Annotated in this window: 15 protein-coding genes, 1 tRNA gene and 1 pseudogene; 9 read left to right on the forward strand and 8 right to left on the reverse strand. The window is 75.1% G+C overall.

What is annotated here, in order from left to right:
• Positions 1-132: 132 nt before the first annotated feature.
• From Srubr_RS35975 to Srubr_RS35990, 4 genes are all read left to right on the forward strand, one after another.
• A complete protein-coding gene (locus tag Srubr_RS35975; RefSeq protein ID WP_189995786.1) occupies positions 133-864 on the forward strand; it encodes a maleate cis-trans isomerase family protein in 732 nt (243 codons plus the stop codon).
• A gap of 104 nt (positions 865-968) precedes the next feature.
• Positions 969-1337, forward strand: coding sequence for a hypothetical protein (locus Srubr_RS35980; RefSeq protein ID WP_189995785.1), 369 nt, complete (start codon positions 969-971; stop codon positions 1335-1337).
• A gap of 135 nt (positions 1338-1472) precedes the next feature.
• Positions 1473-2054, forward strand: coding sequence for a bifunctional DNA primase/polymerase (locus tag Srubr_RS35985; RefSeq protein WP_189995784.1), 582 nt, complete (start codon positions 1473-1475; stop codon positions 2052-2054).
• Positions 2045-2118, forward strand: a tRNA-Lys gene (locus Srubr_RS35990). Before Srubr_RS35985 ends, Srubr_RS35990 begins: the two co-directional genes overlap by 10 nt.
• A 109-nt stretch (positions 2119-2227) precedes the next feature.
• On the opposite strand, the gene Srubr_RS35995 is transcribed toward Srubr_RS35990, so the two are convergent.
• Positions 2228-3442, reverse strand: coding sequence for a M6 family metalloprotease domain-containing protein (locus Srubr_RS35995; protein ID WP_189996017.1), 1215 nt, complete (start codon positions 3440-3442; stop codon positions 2228-2230).
• A 367-nt stretch (positions 3443-3809) separates the two neighbouring features.
• On the opposite strand from Srubr_RS35995, the gene Srubr_RS36000 reads away from it, so the two are divergent.
• On the forward strand, positions 3810-5615 hold the full coding sequence (locus Srubr_RS36000; RefSeq protein ID WP_189995783.1) for a putative bifunctional diguanylate cyclase/phosphodiesterase: 1806 nt from the start codon (positions 3810-3812) through the stop codon (positions 5613-5615).
• On the opposite strand, the gene Srubr_RS36005 is transcribed toward Srubr_RS36000, so the two are convergent.
• The 5 genes from Srubr_RS36005 to Srubr_RS36025 all read right to left on the reverse strand — a co-directional run bounded on the left by Srubr_RS36005 (position 5594) and on the right by Srubr_RS36025 (position 11959).
• The gene (locus tag Srubr_RS36005; protein WP_189995781.1) at positions 5594-6691 is read right to left on the reverse strand and encodes an LLM class flavin-dependent oxidoreductase; all 1098 of its coding nucleotides are present in this window, start codon (positions 6689-6691) and stop codon (positions 5594-5596) included. The two genes, Srubr_RS36000 and Srubr_RS36005, sit on opposite strands and share 22 nt — an antisense overlap.
• Before the next feature lie 277 nt (positions 6692-6968).
• Positions 6969-8306, reverse strand: a complete 1338-nt coding sequence (locus Srubr_RS36010; RefSeq protein WP_189995779.1) for an AAA domain-containing protein — start codon at positions 8304-8306, stop codon at positions 6969-6971.
• The gene (locus tag Srubr_RS36015) at positions 8303-9892 is read right to left on the reverse strand and encodes a hypothetical protein (protein WP_189995777.1); all 1590 of its coding nucleotides are present in this window, start codon (positions 9890-9892) and stop codon (positions 8303-8305) included. Before Srubr_RS36015 ends, Srubr_RS36010 begins: the two co-directional genes overlap by 4 nt.
• Complete coding sequence (locus Srubr_RS36020; protein WP_373313520.1) at positions 9883-11118, reverse strand: hypothetical protein; 1236 nt, start codon at positions 11116-11118, stop codon at positions 9883-9885. The genes Srubr_RS36015 and Srubr_RS36020 overlap by 10 nt, the downstream gene beginning before the upstream one ends.
• Positions 11015-11959 carry a phosphatase PAP2 family protein gene (locus Srubr_RS36025; protein WP_189995775.1) on the reverse strand — a complete coding sequence of 315 codons (945 nt, stop codon included), beginning with the start codon at positions 11957-11959 and terminating at the stop codon, positions 11015-11017. Before Srubr_RS36025 ends, Srubr_RS36020 begins: the two co-directional genes overlap by 104 nt.
• Positions 11960-12212: 253 nt before the next feature.
• Here Srubr_RS36025 and Srubr_RS36030 point away from each other — a divergent pair, with 253 nt between their 5' ends.
• A complete protein-coding gene (locus Srubr_RS36030) occupies positions 12213-12809 on the forward strand; it encodes a histidine phosphatase family protein (protein ID WP_189995774.1) in 597 nt (198 codons plus the stop codon).
• Between the two features lie 78 nt (positions 12810-12887).
• Here Srubr_RS36030 and Srubr_RS36035 read toward each other — a convergent pair whose 3' ends face one another.
• Positions 12888-14378 (reverse strand): hypothetical protein, encoded by a 1491-nt coding sequence (locus tag Srubr_RS36035; protein WP_189995772.1) that lies wholly within the window; start codon positions 14376-14378, stop codon positions 12888-12890.
• A gap of 275 nt (positions 14379-14653) precedes the next feature.
• Between Srubr_RS36035 and Srubr_RS36040 the strand changes: the two genes are divergently transcribed.
• Both Srubr_RS36040 and Srubr_RS36045 read left to right on the forward strand, forming a co-directional pair.
• Positions 14654-15061 (forward strand): hypothetical protein, encoded by a 408-nt coding sequence (locus tag Srubr_RS36040; RefSeq protein WP_189995770.1) that lies wholly within the window; start codon positions 14654-14656, stop codon positions 15059-15061.
• 156 nt (positions 15062-15217) lie between these two features.
• Positions 15218-16081: a spermidine synthase gene (locus tag Srubr_RS36045; RefSeq protein ID WP_189995768.1), complete on the forward strand. Its 864-nt coding sequence runs from the start codon at positions 15218-15220 to the stop codon at positions 16079-16081.
• Positions 16082-16123: 42 nt separating this feature from the next.
• Here Srubr_RS36045 and Srubr_RS36050 read toward each other — a convergent pair whose 3' ends face one another.
• The gene (locus tag Srubr_RS36050; RefSeq protein WP_189995766.1) at positions 16124-16675 is read right to left on the reverse strand and encodes a hypothetical protein; all 552 of its coding nucleotides are present in this window, start codon (positions 16673-16675) and stop codon (positions 16124-16126) included.
• A 127-nt stretch (positions 16676-16802) separates the two neighbouring features.
• On the opposite strand from Srubr_RS36050, the pseudogene Srubr_RS36055 reads away from it, so the two are divergent.
• A pseudogene (locus Srubr_RS36055) lies at positions 16803-17507 on the forward strand (response regulator transcription factor); the annotation flags it as partial.
• Between the last annotated feature and the right edge of the window lie 67 nt (positions 17508-17574).

Raw genomic sequence — 17574 nt, forward strand, 5'->3', positions numbered from 1 at the left:
CCGGCGTCGTCAACACGGCAGCGGGCCCGAAGGCGCGGTGCCGCGCCGACGGGGTACCCGGGCCGTGGGCCCGCCGGGCACGCCTGCCCGGGGACGGCCCGTACCGCCGGACCACCATCAGGAAGGCTGGACATGACCGCACTCGGATTCCTCTACCCGGGCCACCGTGCCGAGGACGACTATCCGCGCATCGAGCAGCTCCTGGGCAGCGACATCCGGGTGGACCTGATCCACACCGACCCCGGCGAGGACACCCGCGAGCCGGCGGCGCTGCGCGCGCTGGGCTCCGCCGAGCGGTTCGCCGAGGGGATGGAGGCGCTGCGGCTGACCGGGGCCGAGACGGTGGTGTGGGCCAGCGCCGGCGGGGGCTTCGCGCACGGCTGGGCGGGCGCCCAGGAGCAGGTGCGCACCCTGGCCCGGCTGGCCGGGATGCCCGCCTCCTCCACCTCCTTCGGCTTCGTCCACGCGGCCCGCGAGCTGGGCGTACGACGGGTCGCCGTCGCCGCCGCCTACCCGGAGGACCTCACCGCCCTGTTCGCCGACTTCCTGCGGGCCGGCGGCCTGGAGGTGACCGGCCCACGCTCCTCGGCCGCCGCCGCCCCGGCCGAGGTCGCCGGCTGGGGGCAGGAGGAGGTGCTCGCCCTGGCGCGCGCGGCCGACACCCACGACGCCCAGGCCGTCCTGCTGCCGGACACGGCCCTGCACACCGCCGCCCACCTCGGCCCACTGGAGGAGGCCCTGTCCAAGCCGGTCCTCACCGCCAGCCAGGTCACGGTCTGGGAGGCGCTGCGGCTGGCGGACCGCCGGGTGAACGCGCCGACGCTGGGCAGCCTGTTCACCCGGGAGCCGCTCGTGCAGGTGTAGTCCCGGTCCTCCTCGCCGGGCCGGCCCCTTGCGCGGGCGCGGGACAATGGACGGTGGCCCACCCGAAGGCGGTGCCGGCGAACCGTACGAGGAGGAGACGAGACATGGCGGAGCCCACGCCGCGTCGCAACGAACCGCGGCTACGCCCCGCGCCCCTGCTCTTCGAGCCCGCGCAGGCGGCCTCGGACCCCGAGCACTTCTTCGACCTGGAGTCGATCGAGGACCCGCGGGAGCTGCTGTCCCGGGCGACGGAGCTGACCCAGGCGTTCCGCGCGGCGGCCGACCGGGCCGTGGAGTTCCAGGCCGTCGCGGCGGCCCAGCTCGCCGACCCGCGCCGGTTCGACCGGCTGACCCCGGCGGACATCGCCGAGCGGGCGGAGTGGACCGAGGACTATGCCAAGAAGATGGTCGAGTTCGGGCGGGACCTGATGCGCGGGGAGGGCGACGGGCGGACGTCGGCCGATCCGCTGTAGCGCGCGGCACGGCGGTCGCTTCCCGACCGCCAGGGGCATATGCCGGGTGGGCAAGATACTCCTCCCCGGCCGTCCTGTCCCGGTTTTCCGCAACTCAGCGCAGCTACTCGCTGACGGGCTGTACATCTGGGTGTCATGACGACCAGTGCCCCGAACGTGACCTGTGACAGCCCCGGCGCCGTCGCCTGGCTCGCCTCGGCGGGAACCCACCCGCGCAGCACGCTCGCCCTGTGGCGGGAGCACCCGGACGCCCCCGTGGTCCTGCCCTGCGGCACCGTCTTCGACGTGGTCAGCGCCCCGGTGGTGTTCGGGCGCCGCATGCTGGACCGGCTGTGGGGCGCGGGATCGCGCTCGGGCCCGGTCGCGGTGTTCCGGGGCCGCACGCTGTTCTTCGCCGCCCCCGGCACCGCGCAGCGGCTGCCCTCCCTGCTGGCCTGGGAGGAGTGGGGCACCCGGCGGGCGCGGGAGGTGCCGCCGCTGCTGTGCCACGGCCCGGGCGACGCCGTGACCGTACCCCCGCTGACGCCCCTGAGCTGCGACGACGCCCCCGGCGCGGCTCGCTGGCTGGTCGCCCCGGACGGTCGGCACCCCTGGCTGCCGGGCCCGGAGGTGCTGCTGTGGGCGGCCGTGGGGGCCGCCCGGTCCGCCGGGCGGCCGTCGATTTCTCCTCACCGCGACCAGGGTGCTAATGTCTACGACGTCAGCAGGCGCCGCTAGCTCAGTTGGTTAGAGCAGCTGACTCTTAATCAGCGGGTCCGGGGTTCGAGTCCCTGGCGGCGCACACGCGAAAGACAGCGGGCCGAATTCGAAAGAATTCGGCCCGCTGTCTTCGTATACGAACGGCTGCGAACGGCTTCGCTGCTTTCGCATGCGAACAGGGCCGGCGGGGCTCAGTCGCGCACCCCCGGAGTGATCGTCACCGTCCACGCCCCGGACGCCGTCCTGCCCTCCGCCTCCACCCGCACGCCCTCCCGGGGCACGGTGAAGCTCTCGCCGAGGAAGACCGGGGCGTCCGCGAGCGGCGGGTAGACCGAGTCCTCCCAGCATGCCTCGGTGCGCGGATGGGCGTCGACCACCTGGACCGGGCCGTCACCGGAGGCGGCGCCGCCGCGCACCCGGTAGACCAGGATGCCCTGCCGGCAGGCCCCGCGGTCGGCGCCGGCCGGGCCGCGCGCCTCGAAGGCGAGGGCGCTGTCCGGCCCGGTGCGCACCACGGCCAGCTTGACGCCGTGCCCCAGGCCGAAGGCGGACCCGCCGTCGGCGACCGGCAGGGGGGCGCCGGGTCCGGCCGCGAGGGGCTCCAGGGTGAGGCGGTTCGGCGCGGCACCGCGCACGCACACCACCTGGCGCGGATCCAGCCAGCCGAGCCGCCACTTGTGCCAGCCCAGCAGATCGGGCGCGAGTCCGAACTGGCTGCCCATCAGATCCCAGTCGCCCACATGGGTGTCCCAGTCGCCCTTGCCGTCGGCCGGGCGGTGGTAGAGGTCGGGCAGGTCGAAGACGTGGCCGGTCTCGTGGGCGAGGACCAGCCGGTCCGGCGGGTGGTGCTCGAAGACGGTGACGACCCGGTGGATGTCGGTGCCGTCCGCGCGCAGGGGCGCGTCGAGGTTCACCACCTTCGTGGCGTCCGAGTCGACCCCGGGCGCGTCCGGGTCGGCGACGAGGTAGACGACCTGGTAGCGCGAGAAGTCGACCTCCTTGTCGGCCACGGCGAACGCGTCGCGCAGGTAGGCGGCCCGGTCCTCGGCGCTCCAGTCCCGCCTTATGGCGTACGACGTCGACGGGCGCGGCATGCGCAGCCAGCGGTCCAGCGGGTGCGGGCGCAGGGTGAACCTGCCGTAGGAGGTCTGCGCGTAGAAGCCGGAGGTGGCCGGGAAGTGGTCGGCCGTCAGCTCCTCCGGGGTGGTGCGCGGGGCGGAGTCGGGGAACGACAGGAACACCAGTACGGCGTCGAGGGCGCCGGCCGGGCGCGGGTAGGCGGTGTTCCAGGTGTCCACGCCCTCCGAGTGGTGGGCCTCGGTGCGGTGCAGCGCGCAGGGGGCCGTGGAGAACGGCTCGGCGACCGACGGGACGGTGAGGATCGAGGTCGCGGCGAGCGCCGACATCGTGGTGCACACGGCGGCGGTGCTGCGCAGCTTGGGCACGGACGTGACCTCCGGATGTGGTTCGCGGGACCCGCACCCAGATTGCTGGTATTCATTGGTTTATGCCCTGTTTGTCTGCACCAGAAGGGTGAGCGCGCGCCCGTCGAGCGCCGGGCGCGCCCCGGCGCTCGATATCCGGAAACATTCACGGAACGTCACAACTTGTCGGAGGGCCGAAGAAGCTGCCCAGGTGCGGGCAGAAACGATCTGTCAGAACCCGTGCCCCGTCCGGGACACTGGACATCGGCTGGAAGGGCCCGGGGCCAGCCTCTATGATCGGCACACTTTCCGGCACGGACAGAGATCGAGTGCACTGCGGGAGCGAGCGGTGAGCGGAACGTCCGAAGGGCCGACGCCCGCGGCAGACCTCGACCGGTCAGCCGTCACACACAGTCACTACACCACCTACCACCGTGTCTTCGCGACCGCCCCGCTCGCCATGGCGGTCGTGGGCCCCGACGGGCTCGTCGTCACCGCCAACACCGCCCTCGGCGAACTGCTCGGCATCGACGCGGACACGGCCGTCGGGCGGTCCGCCGCCGACCTGGTGGACCTGGCCGGGGACGCCCGCGGCCGGCACGCCTTCCAGGAGGTACTCGGCGGACGCCAGACCCGGCTGCGCTGCACCCGCCGGCTCAAACAGCCGGGAGGGAACTCGGTGTGGGCGCAGATCACCCTCGCCCCGCTGAGCGGCGGCGAGCCCGGCGCCCTGATGTCGGTCACCGACATCAGCGCCAGCCGTGAACTCCAGGCGCAACTGCGGCATTTGCTAATGCACGACCCGGTGACCCGGCTGCCCAACCGCACGCTGTTCTTCGAGCGGCTGACGGCCGCGCTGGAGGCGGAGCCGTACGAACAGGGCGGCACCGGCCGGATCGGCCTGTGCTACCTGGACCTCGACGGCTTCAAGGCCGTCAACGACACCCTCGGCCACCGCGTCGGCGACCGGCTGCTTTCGGCCGTCGCCGGACGGCTGACCCGGGTCGCCGACGCGGCCGGCTACGCCCGCGCCGCCACTCCTCTGGTGGCCCGGCTCGGCGGCGACGAGTTCGCCCTGCTGGTGGAGGACTCCACCGGCACCGAACAACTCGCCGACCTGGCCGACTCCGCGCTCAAGGCCCTCCAGGAACCCTTCGACCTCGCCGGGCAGCGGCTGTCGCTGACCGCGTCCATCGGCGTGGTCGAACGGCACACCGCGGGCACCACGGCCACCGGGCTGATGCAGGCCGCCGACACGACGCTGTACTGGGCGAAGGCCGACGGCAAGGCCCGCTGGACCCTGTTCGACCCCGAGCGCAACGCCCACCGCATGACCCGACAGGCCCTGTCCTCCACCCTCCGCCCCGCCATCGAGCGGGGCGAGTTCGCCCTGGAGTACCAGCCGCTGGTGGCCATGGAGGACGGCCGGCTCAACGGCGTCGAGGCGCTGATCCGCTGGCACCACCCGCAGTTCGGCACGCTCACGCCGAATCGGTTCATCGGACTGGCCGAGGAGGACGGCTCGATCGTGCAACTGGGCCGCTGGGCGCTGGTCACCGCCTGCCGGCAGGCCCGCCGCTGGCAGCTCGACCGCCCCGGCGAACCGCCCATCTTCGTCAGCGTCAACGTGGCCGTACGGCAGGTGTGGGACTCCGACCTGGTGGCCGACGTCGCCGAGACCCTCGCCGAGACCGGGCTCGCCCCGCACCTGCTCCAGCTGGAGCTGACCGAGTCCGCCGTGATGGGCTCGGCGGGCCGCCCGCTCCAGGCCCTCCAGGCGCTCAGCGACATGGGCGTGCGCATCGCCATCGACGACTTCGGCACCGGCTACTCCAACCTCGCCTACCTGAGCCGGCTGCCGGTCTCCGCGCTGAAGCTGGACGGCTCCTTCGTCCGGGGCTTCCAGTACGAGGAGGCCGCCCGGGACGCCATGCCCAACCCGGCCGACGAGGTCGTCGTGGAGGCGATGATCCAGCTCGCCCACCGGCTGGGCCTCACGGTCACCGCGGAGTGCGTGGAGACCTCGGCCCAGGCCAGCCGGCTGCGCCGGATCGGCTGCGACACCGGGCAGGGCTGGCTGTACTCCCGCCCGGTGCCGCCGGATCGTATCTCCGAGCTGCTCGGGGCGCGGACCTACGCGGTCGGCAACCCGTAGGCGTCCGCGATCAGTTCGTAGGAGCGCAACCGCAGCTCGCCGCGGTGCGCGTGCGAGACCAGCATCAGCTCGTCGGCCCCGGTGCGCTTGTGCAGATCGTCCAGGCCGGTGCGGACCTCGTCGGCCGTGCCGTGCACGACGTTCGCCGTCCAGGAGGTGATGAACTCCTCCTCCATCGGGCCGAACTCGTGCCGCTCGGCCTCCGCCGGGTCCGGGAACAGGCCCGGCCGGCCGGTGCGCAGCCGGAGCATGTTCAGCGCCATCGCCCGGGTCTGCCGGCGGGCCTCCCGCGCGTCGTCCGTGGCGAGGGCGGAGACGCCGATGAGGGCGTACGGCTCGGCAAGGACGGCGGACGGCCGGAAGGTCTCCCGGTACAGGTCCAGGGCCGGGATGGTGTTCTGCGCGGAGAAGTGGTGCGCGAAGGCGAACGGCAGACCGAGCAGACCGGCCAGCCGCGCGCTGAACCCGGAGGAGCCGAGCAGCCAGATCGGCGGGCGGTGCGGGGACTGCGTCCCGCCCGGCGAGGTGCCCTGCACGGGACCCGGGATCGCGTGGATGCGCCGGTAGGGGTGGCCGTCGGGGAAGTCGTCGTCCAGGAACCGGGTCAGCTCGGCGAGCTGCTCCGGGAAGTCGTCGGCACCCTCGTTCAGGCGGTCGGTACGGCGCAGGGCCGCGGCGGTGGCGCCGTCCGTGCCCGGCGCCCGCCCCAGCCCCAGGTCGACCCGGCCCGGGGCCAGCGCCTCCAGCGTGCCGAACTGCTCCGCGATCACCAGCGGGGCGTGGTTGGGCAGCATGACGCCGCCCGAGCCGAGCCGGATGCGGTCGGTGTGGGCGGCGAGGTGGGCGAGGATCACGGCGGGGGAGGAGGAGGCCACGCCGGGCATGGAGTGGTGCTCGGCGACCCAGTACCGGTGGAAGCCGCGGGATTCGGTGAGCCGGGCGAGCGCGACGCTGGTGCGCAGGGCGTCGGTGGCGGTACTGCCCGCGCCGACGGTCACCAGGTCCAGCACCGAGAGGGGCGCGGGGGCGCTGCCGCGCGTGACCCCCCTGATCTCGTCTACCTCGTCTGCCGCCACGGTATGGCCTCCTGTTCCGAGCACTGCGCTGTCCTCCGGGCGCCAACAGGAGGGAGTCCCCGTTTATTCCGCGGTACGACGCACCTGGCCCAGGACCGCGGTCGGTCAGGGTTGCCAGACCACCCGGTGTTCGGTCAGGTGGGAGAGCACCGCGTGGTTCGCCTCCCAGCCATCCGGGGCTGTGACCATTGGCCGCCTCCGGCGGCGTGCCGGACTCCGTCCGGCGGATTGGGCGGTGCCGCACCGGTCGTCCGCCGGACAGGTGCCGGAGGGGCGGTCAGGGACGCCAGACCACCCGGTGTTCGGTCAGGTGGGAGAGCACCGCGTGGTTCGCCTCCCAGCCATCCGGGAACTTCACCAGGGTGCCCAGCTGGACCGGTTCCGTGGCGGGGTAGTCGTCCAGGAGGTCGGGGACGCCGGCGCGGCAGACCATGATGCAGGCGTGGCGGTGGCGGGAGGCCAGGACGCACAGCCGGCCGGTCTCCAGGTGGAACGCGGTGGCGTCGGGCCGGCCGGAGAGCGGGTGCAGGACGACCGTCACGTCGTACTCCCGGCCCTGGAGCCGGTTCGCGGTGTCGACCGTGACGTCCCGGACGCCCAGCTCGGCCAGGGCCGCCCGGACCGCCGCCGCCTGGTCGCGGTGGGCCGTGCCCACGGCGACCCGGTCGGCCGTCAGCGGGACGGGGTCGGGGGAGCGCTCGGACGTGGCCGCGCCGCCGCGGTCCAGCAGGCGGCGCACCACCGTCGCCACCGCCCGCACCGCCTCCGGGTCCGTGCGCGGAGTGTGCCGGGCGGGCAGCTCCAGCAGGCCCCAGCCGGACTCCGCGGCCTCGTCGATCACCCGGTCCGGCCCCGAGCCGTCCGAGGGCACCGCGAAGGCCAGCCGGCGGTCACCGTGGGCCGTGCCGCTGCGGAAGGGCGTGTACGGGTAGAACGCGTCCGACACCAGGCGAGCCGCCGACGCCGGCAGCCGCCAGGACACCGGCAGCCGGTGCTGGGGCAGACCCGGGTTGTGGGCCAGCAGCGTGCTGACCGCCGAGGCCGAGGGGTCGTACGACAGCCCCGCCCACTGCTCGCCGCCCACGATGGAGAACGGGTCCAGCTGGCCCGGGTCGCCCACGAACAGCGCCCGCTCGAACAGGCCGGCCACGGCGAGCAGGGAGTCCGAGCGCATCTGGTACGCCTCGTCCACGATCGCGTGCCGCCATGGCTCGTCCACCTTCACGTGCGCCCACTTCGCCGCGGTGGACAGCACGACGGGCAGCCCGGCGAGGTCGGCCGCCTTCGCCGACGTGCGCACCTGCGGCAGGCCGTCCAGCGCCTTGTCGTAGGCGTCGGCGTCACTGCTGTGCAGCCGGCCGACGGGCAGCTCCGGGTTCTTCTCGGCCAGCCGCAGCACCAGGTCGTCGACCTGGGCGTTGGTCTGCGCCACCACCATCAGCGGGCGGCCCGCGGCGGCGAGTTCCAGGGCCGCGCGCACCACCAGCGTCGACTTGCCGGCGCCCGGCGGCGAGTCCACCACCACACCCCGCTCGGTGCCGTGCAGCGTGTCGTGGAGGATCGCCTCGGTGGCGCGGCCGGCCGCGGTGCCGGGATCGAAGTCGACGGTCGTCACAGCACGTCCTCCTCGGTGACGGGGTCGGGGGCCTCAGGCGCCGCCTCGCCCGGCGGGCCGCCGTGCGTCCACGGGGTGTCCTCGGGGTCGGGCAGTTTCGCGCCGCCGCGCTGCTCGTGCTCGAACAGCGTGAAGCAGATCCGGTCGCCCTTCTCGGGCACCGAACCGGGCTCGGGCTCCTTGCCCCGGCCCATCCGGTCCAGGACGCGCAGGGTCAGCACCCCGTCCGCCTCGTACCCGACGAACTCCGCCGACTGCGGCCGGCCGTCCAGCGAGCGGTACACCCGCGCCCGCTCCGCGAGGTGCGGGAGGTCGTCGGTGCGGACGGTCACCAGCGGGCGCGGGCTCGGCCGCTTCCCCTCGCCGTACGCCATCACGACATCCGTGACCTCGCCCGCGAACGCCTCCCCGGCCAGCCGCCGCCCGGCCATCACCAGCGGATCGTCCAGCGCCTCCTGCGCCTCCAGCCGGGCCTGCTCCCGCTCGCGCGTGGCCAGTTTGTTCGCCGCCGTCACCGCGTCGTCCCGGCGCGGCTGCGGCGGCTCGCCGGCGCGCACCCGGTCCCGGTGCGCGGTGAACGACCAGCGGTCCCGCGTCCAGCGTCCCTCCACGTGCGCGCCCGGCGGCAGCGCCCGCAGCAGGTCCAGGCCCCGCCACACCGCGTCCCAGGTGGGCCGGGTGCGGCTCTCGACCAGGTCGCGGATGTCCCGCTCCGCGGCGGTGAGCGCGGCCAGCCGGGTGTCGGCCGTCAGCGGGTCCTCGGCGGCGGCCAGGGCCGTCCGCGCGCGGTCGTAGCGCTCGATCGCCGGGGCCAGCAGCTTGTTGTCGAACGCCGGGTCGGTGGCGGGACCGGCCGGCGGGCACAGCAGCTGGCCGCCGGCGTCCCGGGCGAGTTCGGCCCGGCGGGCGGCCTCGGCGCCGGACAGCCCCTCGGGAGGATCGATCCAGGCGAGCAGCGCGCCCAGGTGCTCGTCCTCCAGGCCGGACTGGCCGGTCGCCCAGTGCCGGGAGAGCACGTCGGTCAGGGCCAGCAGCAGCGAGGAGCCGGGGACCCGGGCCCGCTCGCCGTAGTGGGTCAGCCAGCGGCCGAGCAGCGGCACCCGGGGCGGCGCCGGGTAGGGCGCGTCCGGGTCCTGCTCGGCGGTGCGCCGGAACCGCATCGAGCGGCCCAGCAGCCGTACGAAGTCCAGGCCGGTGCGGCTCGGGACGATCAGCTGGGGCGCGTCCGCGCACAGCTCGGCCGCCACCTTGACCCGCTTGCCGGTCTCCGGGTCGGTCTCGGTGCGCTCGGCCGCCTCCACGGCGTCGGCGTAGGACTCGATGTGCGGCAGCACGACGTCGGCCAGGTCGGCGAGGAACGTGAAGCGCAGATCGCGGTCCCGGGGCTGCGGCACGACCAGCAGCCGGGGCGCGTCCCGGTCGGTGCCGACCAGCGCGCCGAGCGGGGCGCCGGTCTCGCCGGCGGTGGTGAGCGGCACGAACACCAGCGGGCGGTCGGACAGATGCCGGTGCCGGACCGTCGCCGTCGGCTGCGCCCGGCCGCTGTCCACGGCCTCCAGCCGGGCGAGGGCGGTGATCAGGGACACGCGCCCACCTCCCCGGCGCCCGCCGACGGGGCGTCGGCCGGGAGCGGTGCCGGCTGCCCGGCGGCCGTCCGCAGGGCCTCCGCGCGCAGGGCCGCCGCCCGGCGCAGCGCCGCCACCGCCGGGTCGGCCGGGTCGCCGCTCGCGCCACGGGCGGCGGACAGCACCTCCGCCACGGTGGCCAGGCCGCCCAGCTCGGCCCGCAGGGGCCGGCCCAGCCGGGTGACCGCACCGGCCGCGCGGGCCCGCTCCCGGCAGTGGAAGGCCAGCTCGCAGGCGGACAGGCACTCCGGGGCGTAGGCCGCCGGCACCGCCTCCACCGCGGCCGTCAGCTGCTCGGCGGGCCGGTCGGGCGCGAAGCACGTGCCCTCGGGCAGGGTGTCGGCGATCTCCTCGATCCGGGTGAGCCGGGCGAGCTGGCGGGCGGTGACCGCGCGCTGCTTGCGGACGTCCACGGCGCGGCCCGCGGGCAGGTTCGAGAAGTCCTTCGGGCACACCAGCAGCACCTGGTGGCGCACCTCGGGAACGGGGTCGAGGCGGGCGGCGACCTGTTCCAGCGCCAGCACGTACACCGCCGCCTGCCGGGCCGCGGCGCCGACCTTCGCCGGGTCCGCGGCGCCGTCCACCATCGGGAAGGACTTGATCTCCACCACCGACCAGCCGCCGTCCGGGTGCACCACCACCGCGTCCGGCTCCAGGAAGGCGGGCGAACCCGCCACGTCCAGGGCGAGCATCGGATGGTCCAGCAGCGTCCAGCCGCCCGCCCGGGTGGCCTCGCGCAGCGCCAGCGCCGTACGGGCCGTACGTCCCTCGGGGCCGTGCGCGGTCAGGTCGGGCACGGCCGCGCCGGCGGGCGGTTCGGCGCCCGGGTCGAGCCGGGCGTGCACCAGCCGCAGCAGCTCCGCGCCGCCGTCCGCCTTCACCCGCGCCTCGAACGCGTTGCCCCGGGTCAGCGCGAACTGCGACTGCCCGAAGCCGGACGGGGCGCCCAGCGCGCTCGCCAGCCGGGCCTTGTCCACCCCGGCGCCGTCCAGGATCGCCCGCCGGGCGCACCCCGGGTTCGCGGCGAGCGCCGCGAGGGCGCGGGCGTCCAGGGCCTTGGCCGGTACGTCGGGACCGCGCAGCTCAGCGAGCCGGTGTCGGAGCCCCTTCGCCCGCGTCGGTGGCGGGGGCGTCCGGTCCGGCCGCGAGGCCGCGCCGCGAGTCGCGCTGCCGTGGAATTCGCTCACCCGCCGAAGTCTGGCATCCGGCACTGACAATCGGGGAACCGGTGCCGGAAGCGACCGGGGCGGCGGGGCGCGACAGCCGGGCGCGGAGCCGGTCCACCGCCCGCATGAGGGGCGGCGCCAGCAGGTAGCCGACGCCCATCACGGCGACACCCGCGACCGCGTCCAGGAGGTAGTGGTTGGCGGTGCCCATGACCACGATCGCGGTCACCAGCGGGTAGACCACGCCGAGGACCCTCGCCAGGCGCGTGCCGCCGTGGCGCCACAACAGAACCCCGCACCACAGCGCCCAGCCCACGTGCAGGCTCGGCATCGCCGCGTACTGGTTGGTCATGCCGCCCATGCCGCGCGGGGCGCTGGCCTCGCCGCCCCACCAGCCGTACGAGCTGTACTGCGCCATGGTGTCCACGAAGCCGTAACCGGCGTCCAGCAGCCGGGGCGGGCAGGTCGGCAGCAGGGTGAAGCCGATCAGGCCGATGAAGGTGGACGTGAGCAGCCAGGTGCGCGCGGCCCGGTAGTGCGGGGCACGTGCGCGGAAGAGCCACACCAGGATGGCGGGCGTCACCAGGTAGTGCAGCGAGGCGTACCAGAAGTCGGCCGGCACGCCGAGCCAGGCCTCCCGGGTGAACAGCCGGTTCAGCGGGTGCTCGGCGTTGAGGTGGAGGGCCTTCTCGATGCGCAGGATCGCCAGGCCGTGGTCGACGGCGCCGGAGACGTCACCGCGGGCGAGGAGCCGGCCGGCCGAGTAGCAGCCGTAGACCAGCAGGATCAGCGGCAGCTCGGTCCACCAGCGCGGCCGGGGACGGAGGGCCACCTCGGTGCCCGGTGTCTCGGTCTGCGGCAATCCGATCGCCCTCCCCCTTCTGCTGTGTGCGGTGCTGGCGCCCCCGGCGGGCGACCGTGCCACTTTACGGTGTCCCTACCGCGCCCATGAGGGGCCGGTCGACCATGCCCGGTGCACGTCCGGCCCTGGAAGACGCCGGGGCCGCCCGCAAGGTTGCCTGTCGGCGGGGTGAGTGATGATGGAGGGGCCGAAAACACTCGTAGCTTCCGTGGCTCCCCCCCCACGGGCGCCACCCCTTCCGGAGAGGTCTCCCATGGCACCGCGCATCCTGCTGGCCCGGCACGGACAGACGGCCTGGTCGCTGTCCGGCAAGCACACCGGCAGGACCGATGTGCCGCTGCTGGAGGAGGGCCGGCACGGGGCCAAGCTGCTCGGCGAGCGGTTGCACCGGGCTCCGCTGGACGGGCTGGCGGACGTGGAGATACGCACCAGCCCGCTCTCCCGCGCGCGCGAGACGTGCGAACTCGCCGGGTTCGGCGAGCGGGCCGAGCACTGGGACACGCTCATGGAGTGGGACTACGGCGCGTACGAGGGGATGACCCCCGCCGAGATCCAGGCGGTCCGGCCGGGCTGGCTGATCTGGCGGGACGGGGTCCCGGAGGGCGAGTCCGTCGCCGAGGTCGCCGCGCGCGCCGACGAGGTGGTGTCCTGGGCCCGCTCGGCCGACCGCGACGTCCTGGTCTTCGCCCACGGGCACATCCTGCGGTCGATCGGGGCGCGGTGGCTGGGCCTGCCGCTGGACTTCGCGGCCCGCATCCGGCTGAACCCCACGTCCCTGTCCGTCCTGGGCTGGGCGTACGGCGAGCCGGCGATCGAGAACTGGAACGACGTGGGGCACTTGGCCGGCTGACGGGGGAGCGGTGCCGGTGCGCGGGGCTGGGGGTGCGTCGGCTTTCGCCGGGACCGGTGACGTACCGTCCCGGGTTGACTACACCGGCCCCCCGCCCCGCACCGGACGCGGCCCCTTGTAGGACGCGTGCCGGTCGAGGAACTCCGCCACTCCCGACGCCCGCCGGTGCGGCAGCAGCACCCGCGCCGTCCCGGCCAGCATCCCCTGGATCCGCGAGGACTGGACCTGGTCCAGCAGCGCGAGCACCCGCAGCCCCGCCTCCGCCGCCTCGTCGGGACGGCCCTCGCGGGCCAGGTCGTCGGCCAGCTCGGCGGTGTAGAGCGCGATGTTGCGGGTGAAGTGCGGATCCTGCGCCTGCGCGGCGCGCCGCGCCTGCCGGGACGCCCGCCGCCAGTCGCCCAGCGTGGACCAGCACTGCGCCTCCAGGCCCGCCAGCTCGGCCTCGCCGTAGAAACTCATCCACTCCGGGTCCGCGTCCGCACGGCCCCGCTCGAACAGGGCCTGGGCACGCGCCAGCGCCCGCTCGCAGCCGGTGCGGTCGGCGAGCCCCGCCCAGCCGCCCGCCTCGCGCAGCGCCAGCAGGGACAGCAGCCGGGCCGAGCCGAGCGGCCGCGCGGCGCGCTGCGCGGCCTGCGCGGCCCGGACCGCCTCCCGGGGACGGCCCGCGTCCCGGGCGAGGAAGGCGGTGTTGCAGAAGGCGTGCGCCTCCAGCCCCGCGTCCCCGGTCATCCGGGCGGTGGCCAGCGCCTCCGCGTAGTGCGAGCGCGCGTCGTCGAAGCGGCCGGAGTCGTGGGCCAGCCAGCCGACGGAGATGGCGAGTTCACCGGCTCCCGCGTGCAGCCGGTCGGCGGTGGTCTGCCGGGTGGCGCCGGCGTCGAGCAGCGCGTAGGCGGCGCGCAGCGGGGCCGCCGCGCGCCGGTACAGGCCGTCCGCGCCGTGCCGGTCGTCGAGCAACCGGATGCGGCGGACGGCCTCCTCCAGGGCCATGGCCTCGGGGACACCGGCGCGCCACGGCAGCCGGTCCGCCGCCGCGGCGGCCGGGGCGAGCCCCAGCGGGACCAGTGTGGCGGCGGCCACCGTGGCGCCTCCGCCGGTCATGAATGCGCGACGCAGCACGTCGCTCTCCTCGTGGTTCGGGTGGTTCGGGTGGTTCGTGTGGTTCGGGGGATCGTTCCGCCAGGGGTCCCCCGGGTCGTACGGCTCGTCGGCCCCGGGCGACCCCCCGGCTGGCCCCCCGGGTGCGGGCCCCCGGGGAGCCGCCACGGCCGTACGCGCCGCCCGGCCGCGGACGGACGAGCGGGGCACGAAGCCCAGGTCGGTGAGGGCGCGGCCGGGGAACATGTGCAGGAACACCCGCTCGTAGGCGTAGTTCGGGCAGCGGATCTCACCCGCCTCGACCCGGCCGATGTAGCGCGCGTCACAGCTCACCCGCTCGCCGATCTCGCGCGCGGCCCGCCGGACCAGCGCCGCGAACTCGGCCGGGGAGCGCGAGCCCCGCAGCCGGCGGAAGGCGAGGTTCGGCCGGAGCGGCCGGTCGGGCTGTGACGAGGTCACCGTTGACGACGCCATGGCCGGGTCCTCTCGTGCGAACCGTCGAACCATGCCGGGACCGGGGCGGTTCCGGGGTGGTACCGGGACGGGGCGCCTGGCTGACGCGGCCGCTTCCGGCGGGCATGAACGTACCCGCTGTAGGGGGCCCGGCACGCGGTGTTTGGCCACAAACCGGATATCTCCCGCGTGATCTGCCATGAAGTGCCATCCTTTGCGGCGCACCTGGACCGTGCCTGTTGACGTGTTGTCGCGTTGAACCCCGTGGACCGCAACAGGGCTGTGTGGAGGCCGGCATGGAGACCAGCCAGAGCAATGAACCTTGTACGTCGCCGTCGTCGCCCGCGTGTGCGGGCGACCCGGCTTGCGACCTCGTGACGGTACCGGCCCGGCAGGGGCTGGAGGCGGTCGACATCCTGCGGCGAGCGGGAGCGGACGCGGTGGGGCCCGTCCTGCACGACGACGACCGTGACACCCTCTGCTTCCTGGTGCCGGCCGGCACGGCGGCCTGCTGGGACCTGCCGGGCAGCACCTGCACCGAGACGGACGGGCGCGGACTGCGGCCGGCCCCCGGCCCCCCGGCGGCGGGCTCGGACTGGCTGCTGCCCCCCGGCGAGGCCGACCCCGCCACGGACCCGGCGGTACTGCGCCGGGCGCTGGGGGAGGCGGCCCGGCTGATCGCGGTGGCGGACGGGTGCTGCTGAGGCGGGCGGACGCCGGCTGAGGCGTTCCGGCACGTGCTGACACGTGCTGAGCGTTGTGCGGCACGTGCTGACGCGTTGTGCCGACGCGCGTGTCCCGAGTCTCCATCGGTCGCCGGCGGTGCCGCACCCTGCCGTGGCACCTGCGAAAATGGGCGGATGGGCAGGTCCAGGAACACCCGGCGCAGGTCGGCCGTCACCGTCGAGGAGCCGGTCGACGGCGGTCTCGCGCAGCTCGTCCCCGACCCCGACCGGGGCCGGGCCTGGACCCTGCTGATCGACGGGGCGCCCCAGTCGCACGTCGACCTGGACGACCCGGCGTACCTCTCCTTCGACTATCAGCGGCGCCTCGGCCATGTCATCGACCTCGCCGCCCCGCCCGGCCGTCCCGTGCACGCCGTGCACCTCGGCGGCGGCGCCTTCACCCTCGCCCGGTACGTCGCCGCGACCCGGCCCCGCTCCACCCAGCAGGTCGTGGAGCGCGACGCGAGCCTCGTCCGGCTGGTCCGCCGCGAGCTGCCGCTGGACACGAACGCGCGCGTCCGGGTGCGCGCGGTGGACGCCCGTGAGGGCCTGGCCAAGGTGCCGGACGGCTGGGCCGACCTGGTCATCGCCGACGTGTTCAGCGGTGCCCGCACCCCCGCCCACCTCACCTCCACCGAGTTCCTCGACGAGGTCCGCCGGGCCCTGAAACCCTCCGGGAGCTACGCGGCCAACCTCGCCGACGGCCCGCCGCTCGCCCACCTGCGCGGCCAGATCGCCACCGCCGCCGCCCGGTTCGGCGAACTCGCGCTGATCGCCGACGCGGCCGTGCTGCGCGGCAAGCGCTTCGGCAACGCCGTCCTGGTCGCCTCCGACGCCCCGTTGCCGCTCGCCGAACTCACCCGCCGTGCCGCCTCCGACCCGCACCCCGGCCGGGTCGAACACGGCCGGGCGCTCACCGACTTCACCGGCGGCGCGGTGCCCGTGACGGACGAGGCCGCGGTGGCGTCCCCGGCCCCGCCGCCGTCGGTGTTCCGCTAGGGCCGCTGCTCGGCACCTGTTCAGTCCTTGCCCAGCCCCTGCTCAGTACGTGCCGACCTCGACCCGTGGCGGCCCGTCGTGCCAGGTGCAGAACACCGACACCCGGTCCGTGCCCCGGACGAACTCCACCCGGATCCAGCTCGCCGTCTTCCACACCTGCATCGACCAGCCGGCCCCCGGGGCCGCCGAGACGAGCGTGGCGTCGGCCGGACCGAGGTCGAACACCGCCCGGCCGCCGTCGGTGTCGTAGGACCTGACCCGGCCGGACGCGCCGGCGGAGGCGGTCGCGGTGGCGGTGGCGGTGGCGGTGGGGGTGGGGGACGGGGGCCGGGGGCCGGCCGGGGTCGCCGTGTCGGTCCGCGCGGGCGTCGGCCGGGCCGGTTCCCGCGTCGACGGCGGGACCGGGGAGGCGGCGGTCGTCGAGGGCGCGGAAGCCGTCTCCGGGGCCGACGCGCCGGCCGCCGGGACGGGCAGGGCACGCGGCGGCTCGTACGCGGTCCCGGCCAGCACCGTGTGCACGCCCCACCAGGACAGCGTGACCGCCGCTGCCGTCGCGAGCAGCCAGGCCAGTACGTGTACGAGTCCTCTGCGCATCGGCGCCATACTGCCTCACCGGTCACACTGGTCACGCCGGTCACACCGGTCGCGGGGAGTTGTCCACAAGCGCGGAGTTGTCCACAGGCTCCGGCCGGGCCCGGCGGCATGGCGTACGGTGCGGCGCATGGCAAGTGTGCTCGTGGTCGAGGACGACCAGTTCGTACGCTCGGCGCTCATCCGGCAGTTGACCGACGCCGCCCACACGGTGCGCAGCGTCGGCACGGCACTGGAGGCGCTGCGCGAGGTCGCCCACGTCCGTTTCGACGTGGTCGTCCTGGACCTCGGACTGCCCGATCTGGACGGCTCCGAGGCCCTGAAGATGCTCCGGGGCGTCACCGACGTGCCGGTCATCATCGCCACCGCCCGGGACGACGAGGCCGAGATCGTCCGGCTGCTCAACGCGGGGGCGGACGACTATCTGACCAAGCCGTTCTCCGTGGAGCACCTGTGCGCCCGGATGGCGGCCGTGCTGCGCCGGGCCCGGGCCGGCGGCGGTGAGACGCCGTCCTCGTCCGTGCTCCGCGTCGGCGGCCTGACCGTCGACCCGCTGCGCCGCCAGGCGGAACTGGACGGCGTCCGGCTCGACCTGACCCGCCGCGAGTTCGATCTGCTCGCCTTCCTCGCCGCCCGTCCCGGGGTCGTCGTGCCGCGCCGGGAACTCCTCGCCGAGGTCTGGCGGCAGACCTACGGCGACGACCAGACCATCGACGTCCATCTGTCCTGGCTCCGCCGCAAACTGGGCGAGACGGCCGCCCGCCCGCGCTACCTGCACACCCTCCGAGGCGTCGGCGTCAAACTCGAACCCCCGGCACCGGAAGGCCCCGTGCCCGAGCCTCCGGTGTCCCGGCCGGGCAGATCCGAGCCGCCGGTGTCTTGGCCGACCGTGCCCGGCCCCT

The organism is Streptomyces rubradiris (assembly GCF_016860525.1).
GTDB classification, from domain to species: Bacteria; Actinomycetota; Actinomycetes; order Streptomycetales; family Streptomycetaceae; genus Streptomyces; species Streptomyces rubradiris.

Coding starts and splice junctions, on each gene's coding strand:
- Srubr_RS36050 (WP_189995766.1), bottom strand. CDS start 16,675: ATGCGCAGAGGACTCGTACACGTACTGGCCTGGCTGCTCGCGACGGCA.
- Srubr_RS35975 (WP_189995786.1), top strand. CDS start 133: ATGACCGCACTCGGATTCCTCTACCCGGGCCACCGTGCCGAGGACGAC.
- Srubr_RS35980 (WP_189995785.1), top strand. CDS start 969: ATGGCGGAGCCCACGCCGCGTCGCAACGAACCGCGGCTACGCCCCGCG.
- Srubr_RS36035 (WP_189995772.1), bottom strand. CDS start 14,378: ATGGCGTCGTCAACGGTGACCTCGTCACAGCCCGACCGGCCGCTCCGG.
- Srubr_RS35985 (WP_189995784.1), top strand. CDS start 1,473: ATGACGACCAGTGCCCCGAACGTGACCTGTGACAGCCCCGGCGCCGTC.
- Srubr_RS36045 (WP_189995768.1), top strand. CDS start 15,218: ATGGGCAGGTCCAGGAACACCCGGCGCAGGTCGGCCGTCACCGTCGAG.
- Srubr_RS36040 (WP_189995770.1), top strand. CDS start 14,654: ATGGAGACCAGCCAGAGCAATGAACCTTGTACGTCGCCGTCGTCGCCC.
- Srubr_RS36030 (WP_189995774.1), top strand. CDS start 12,213: ATGGCACCGCGCATCCTGCTGGCCCGGCACGGACAGACGGCCTGGTCG.
- Srubr_RS35995 (WP_189996017.1), bottom strand. CDS start 3,442: ATGTCGGCGCTCGCCGCGACCTCGATCCTCACCGTCCCGTCGGTCGCC.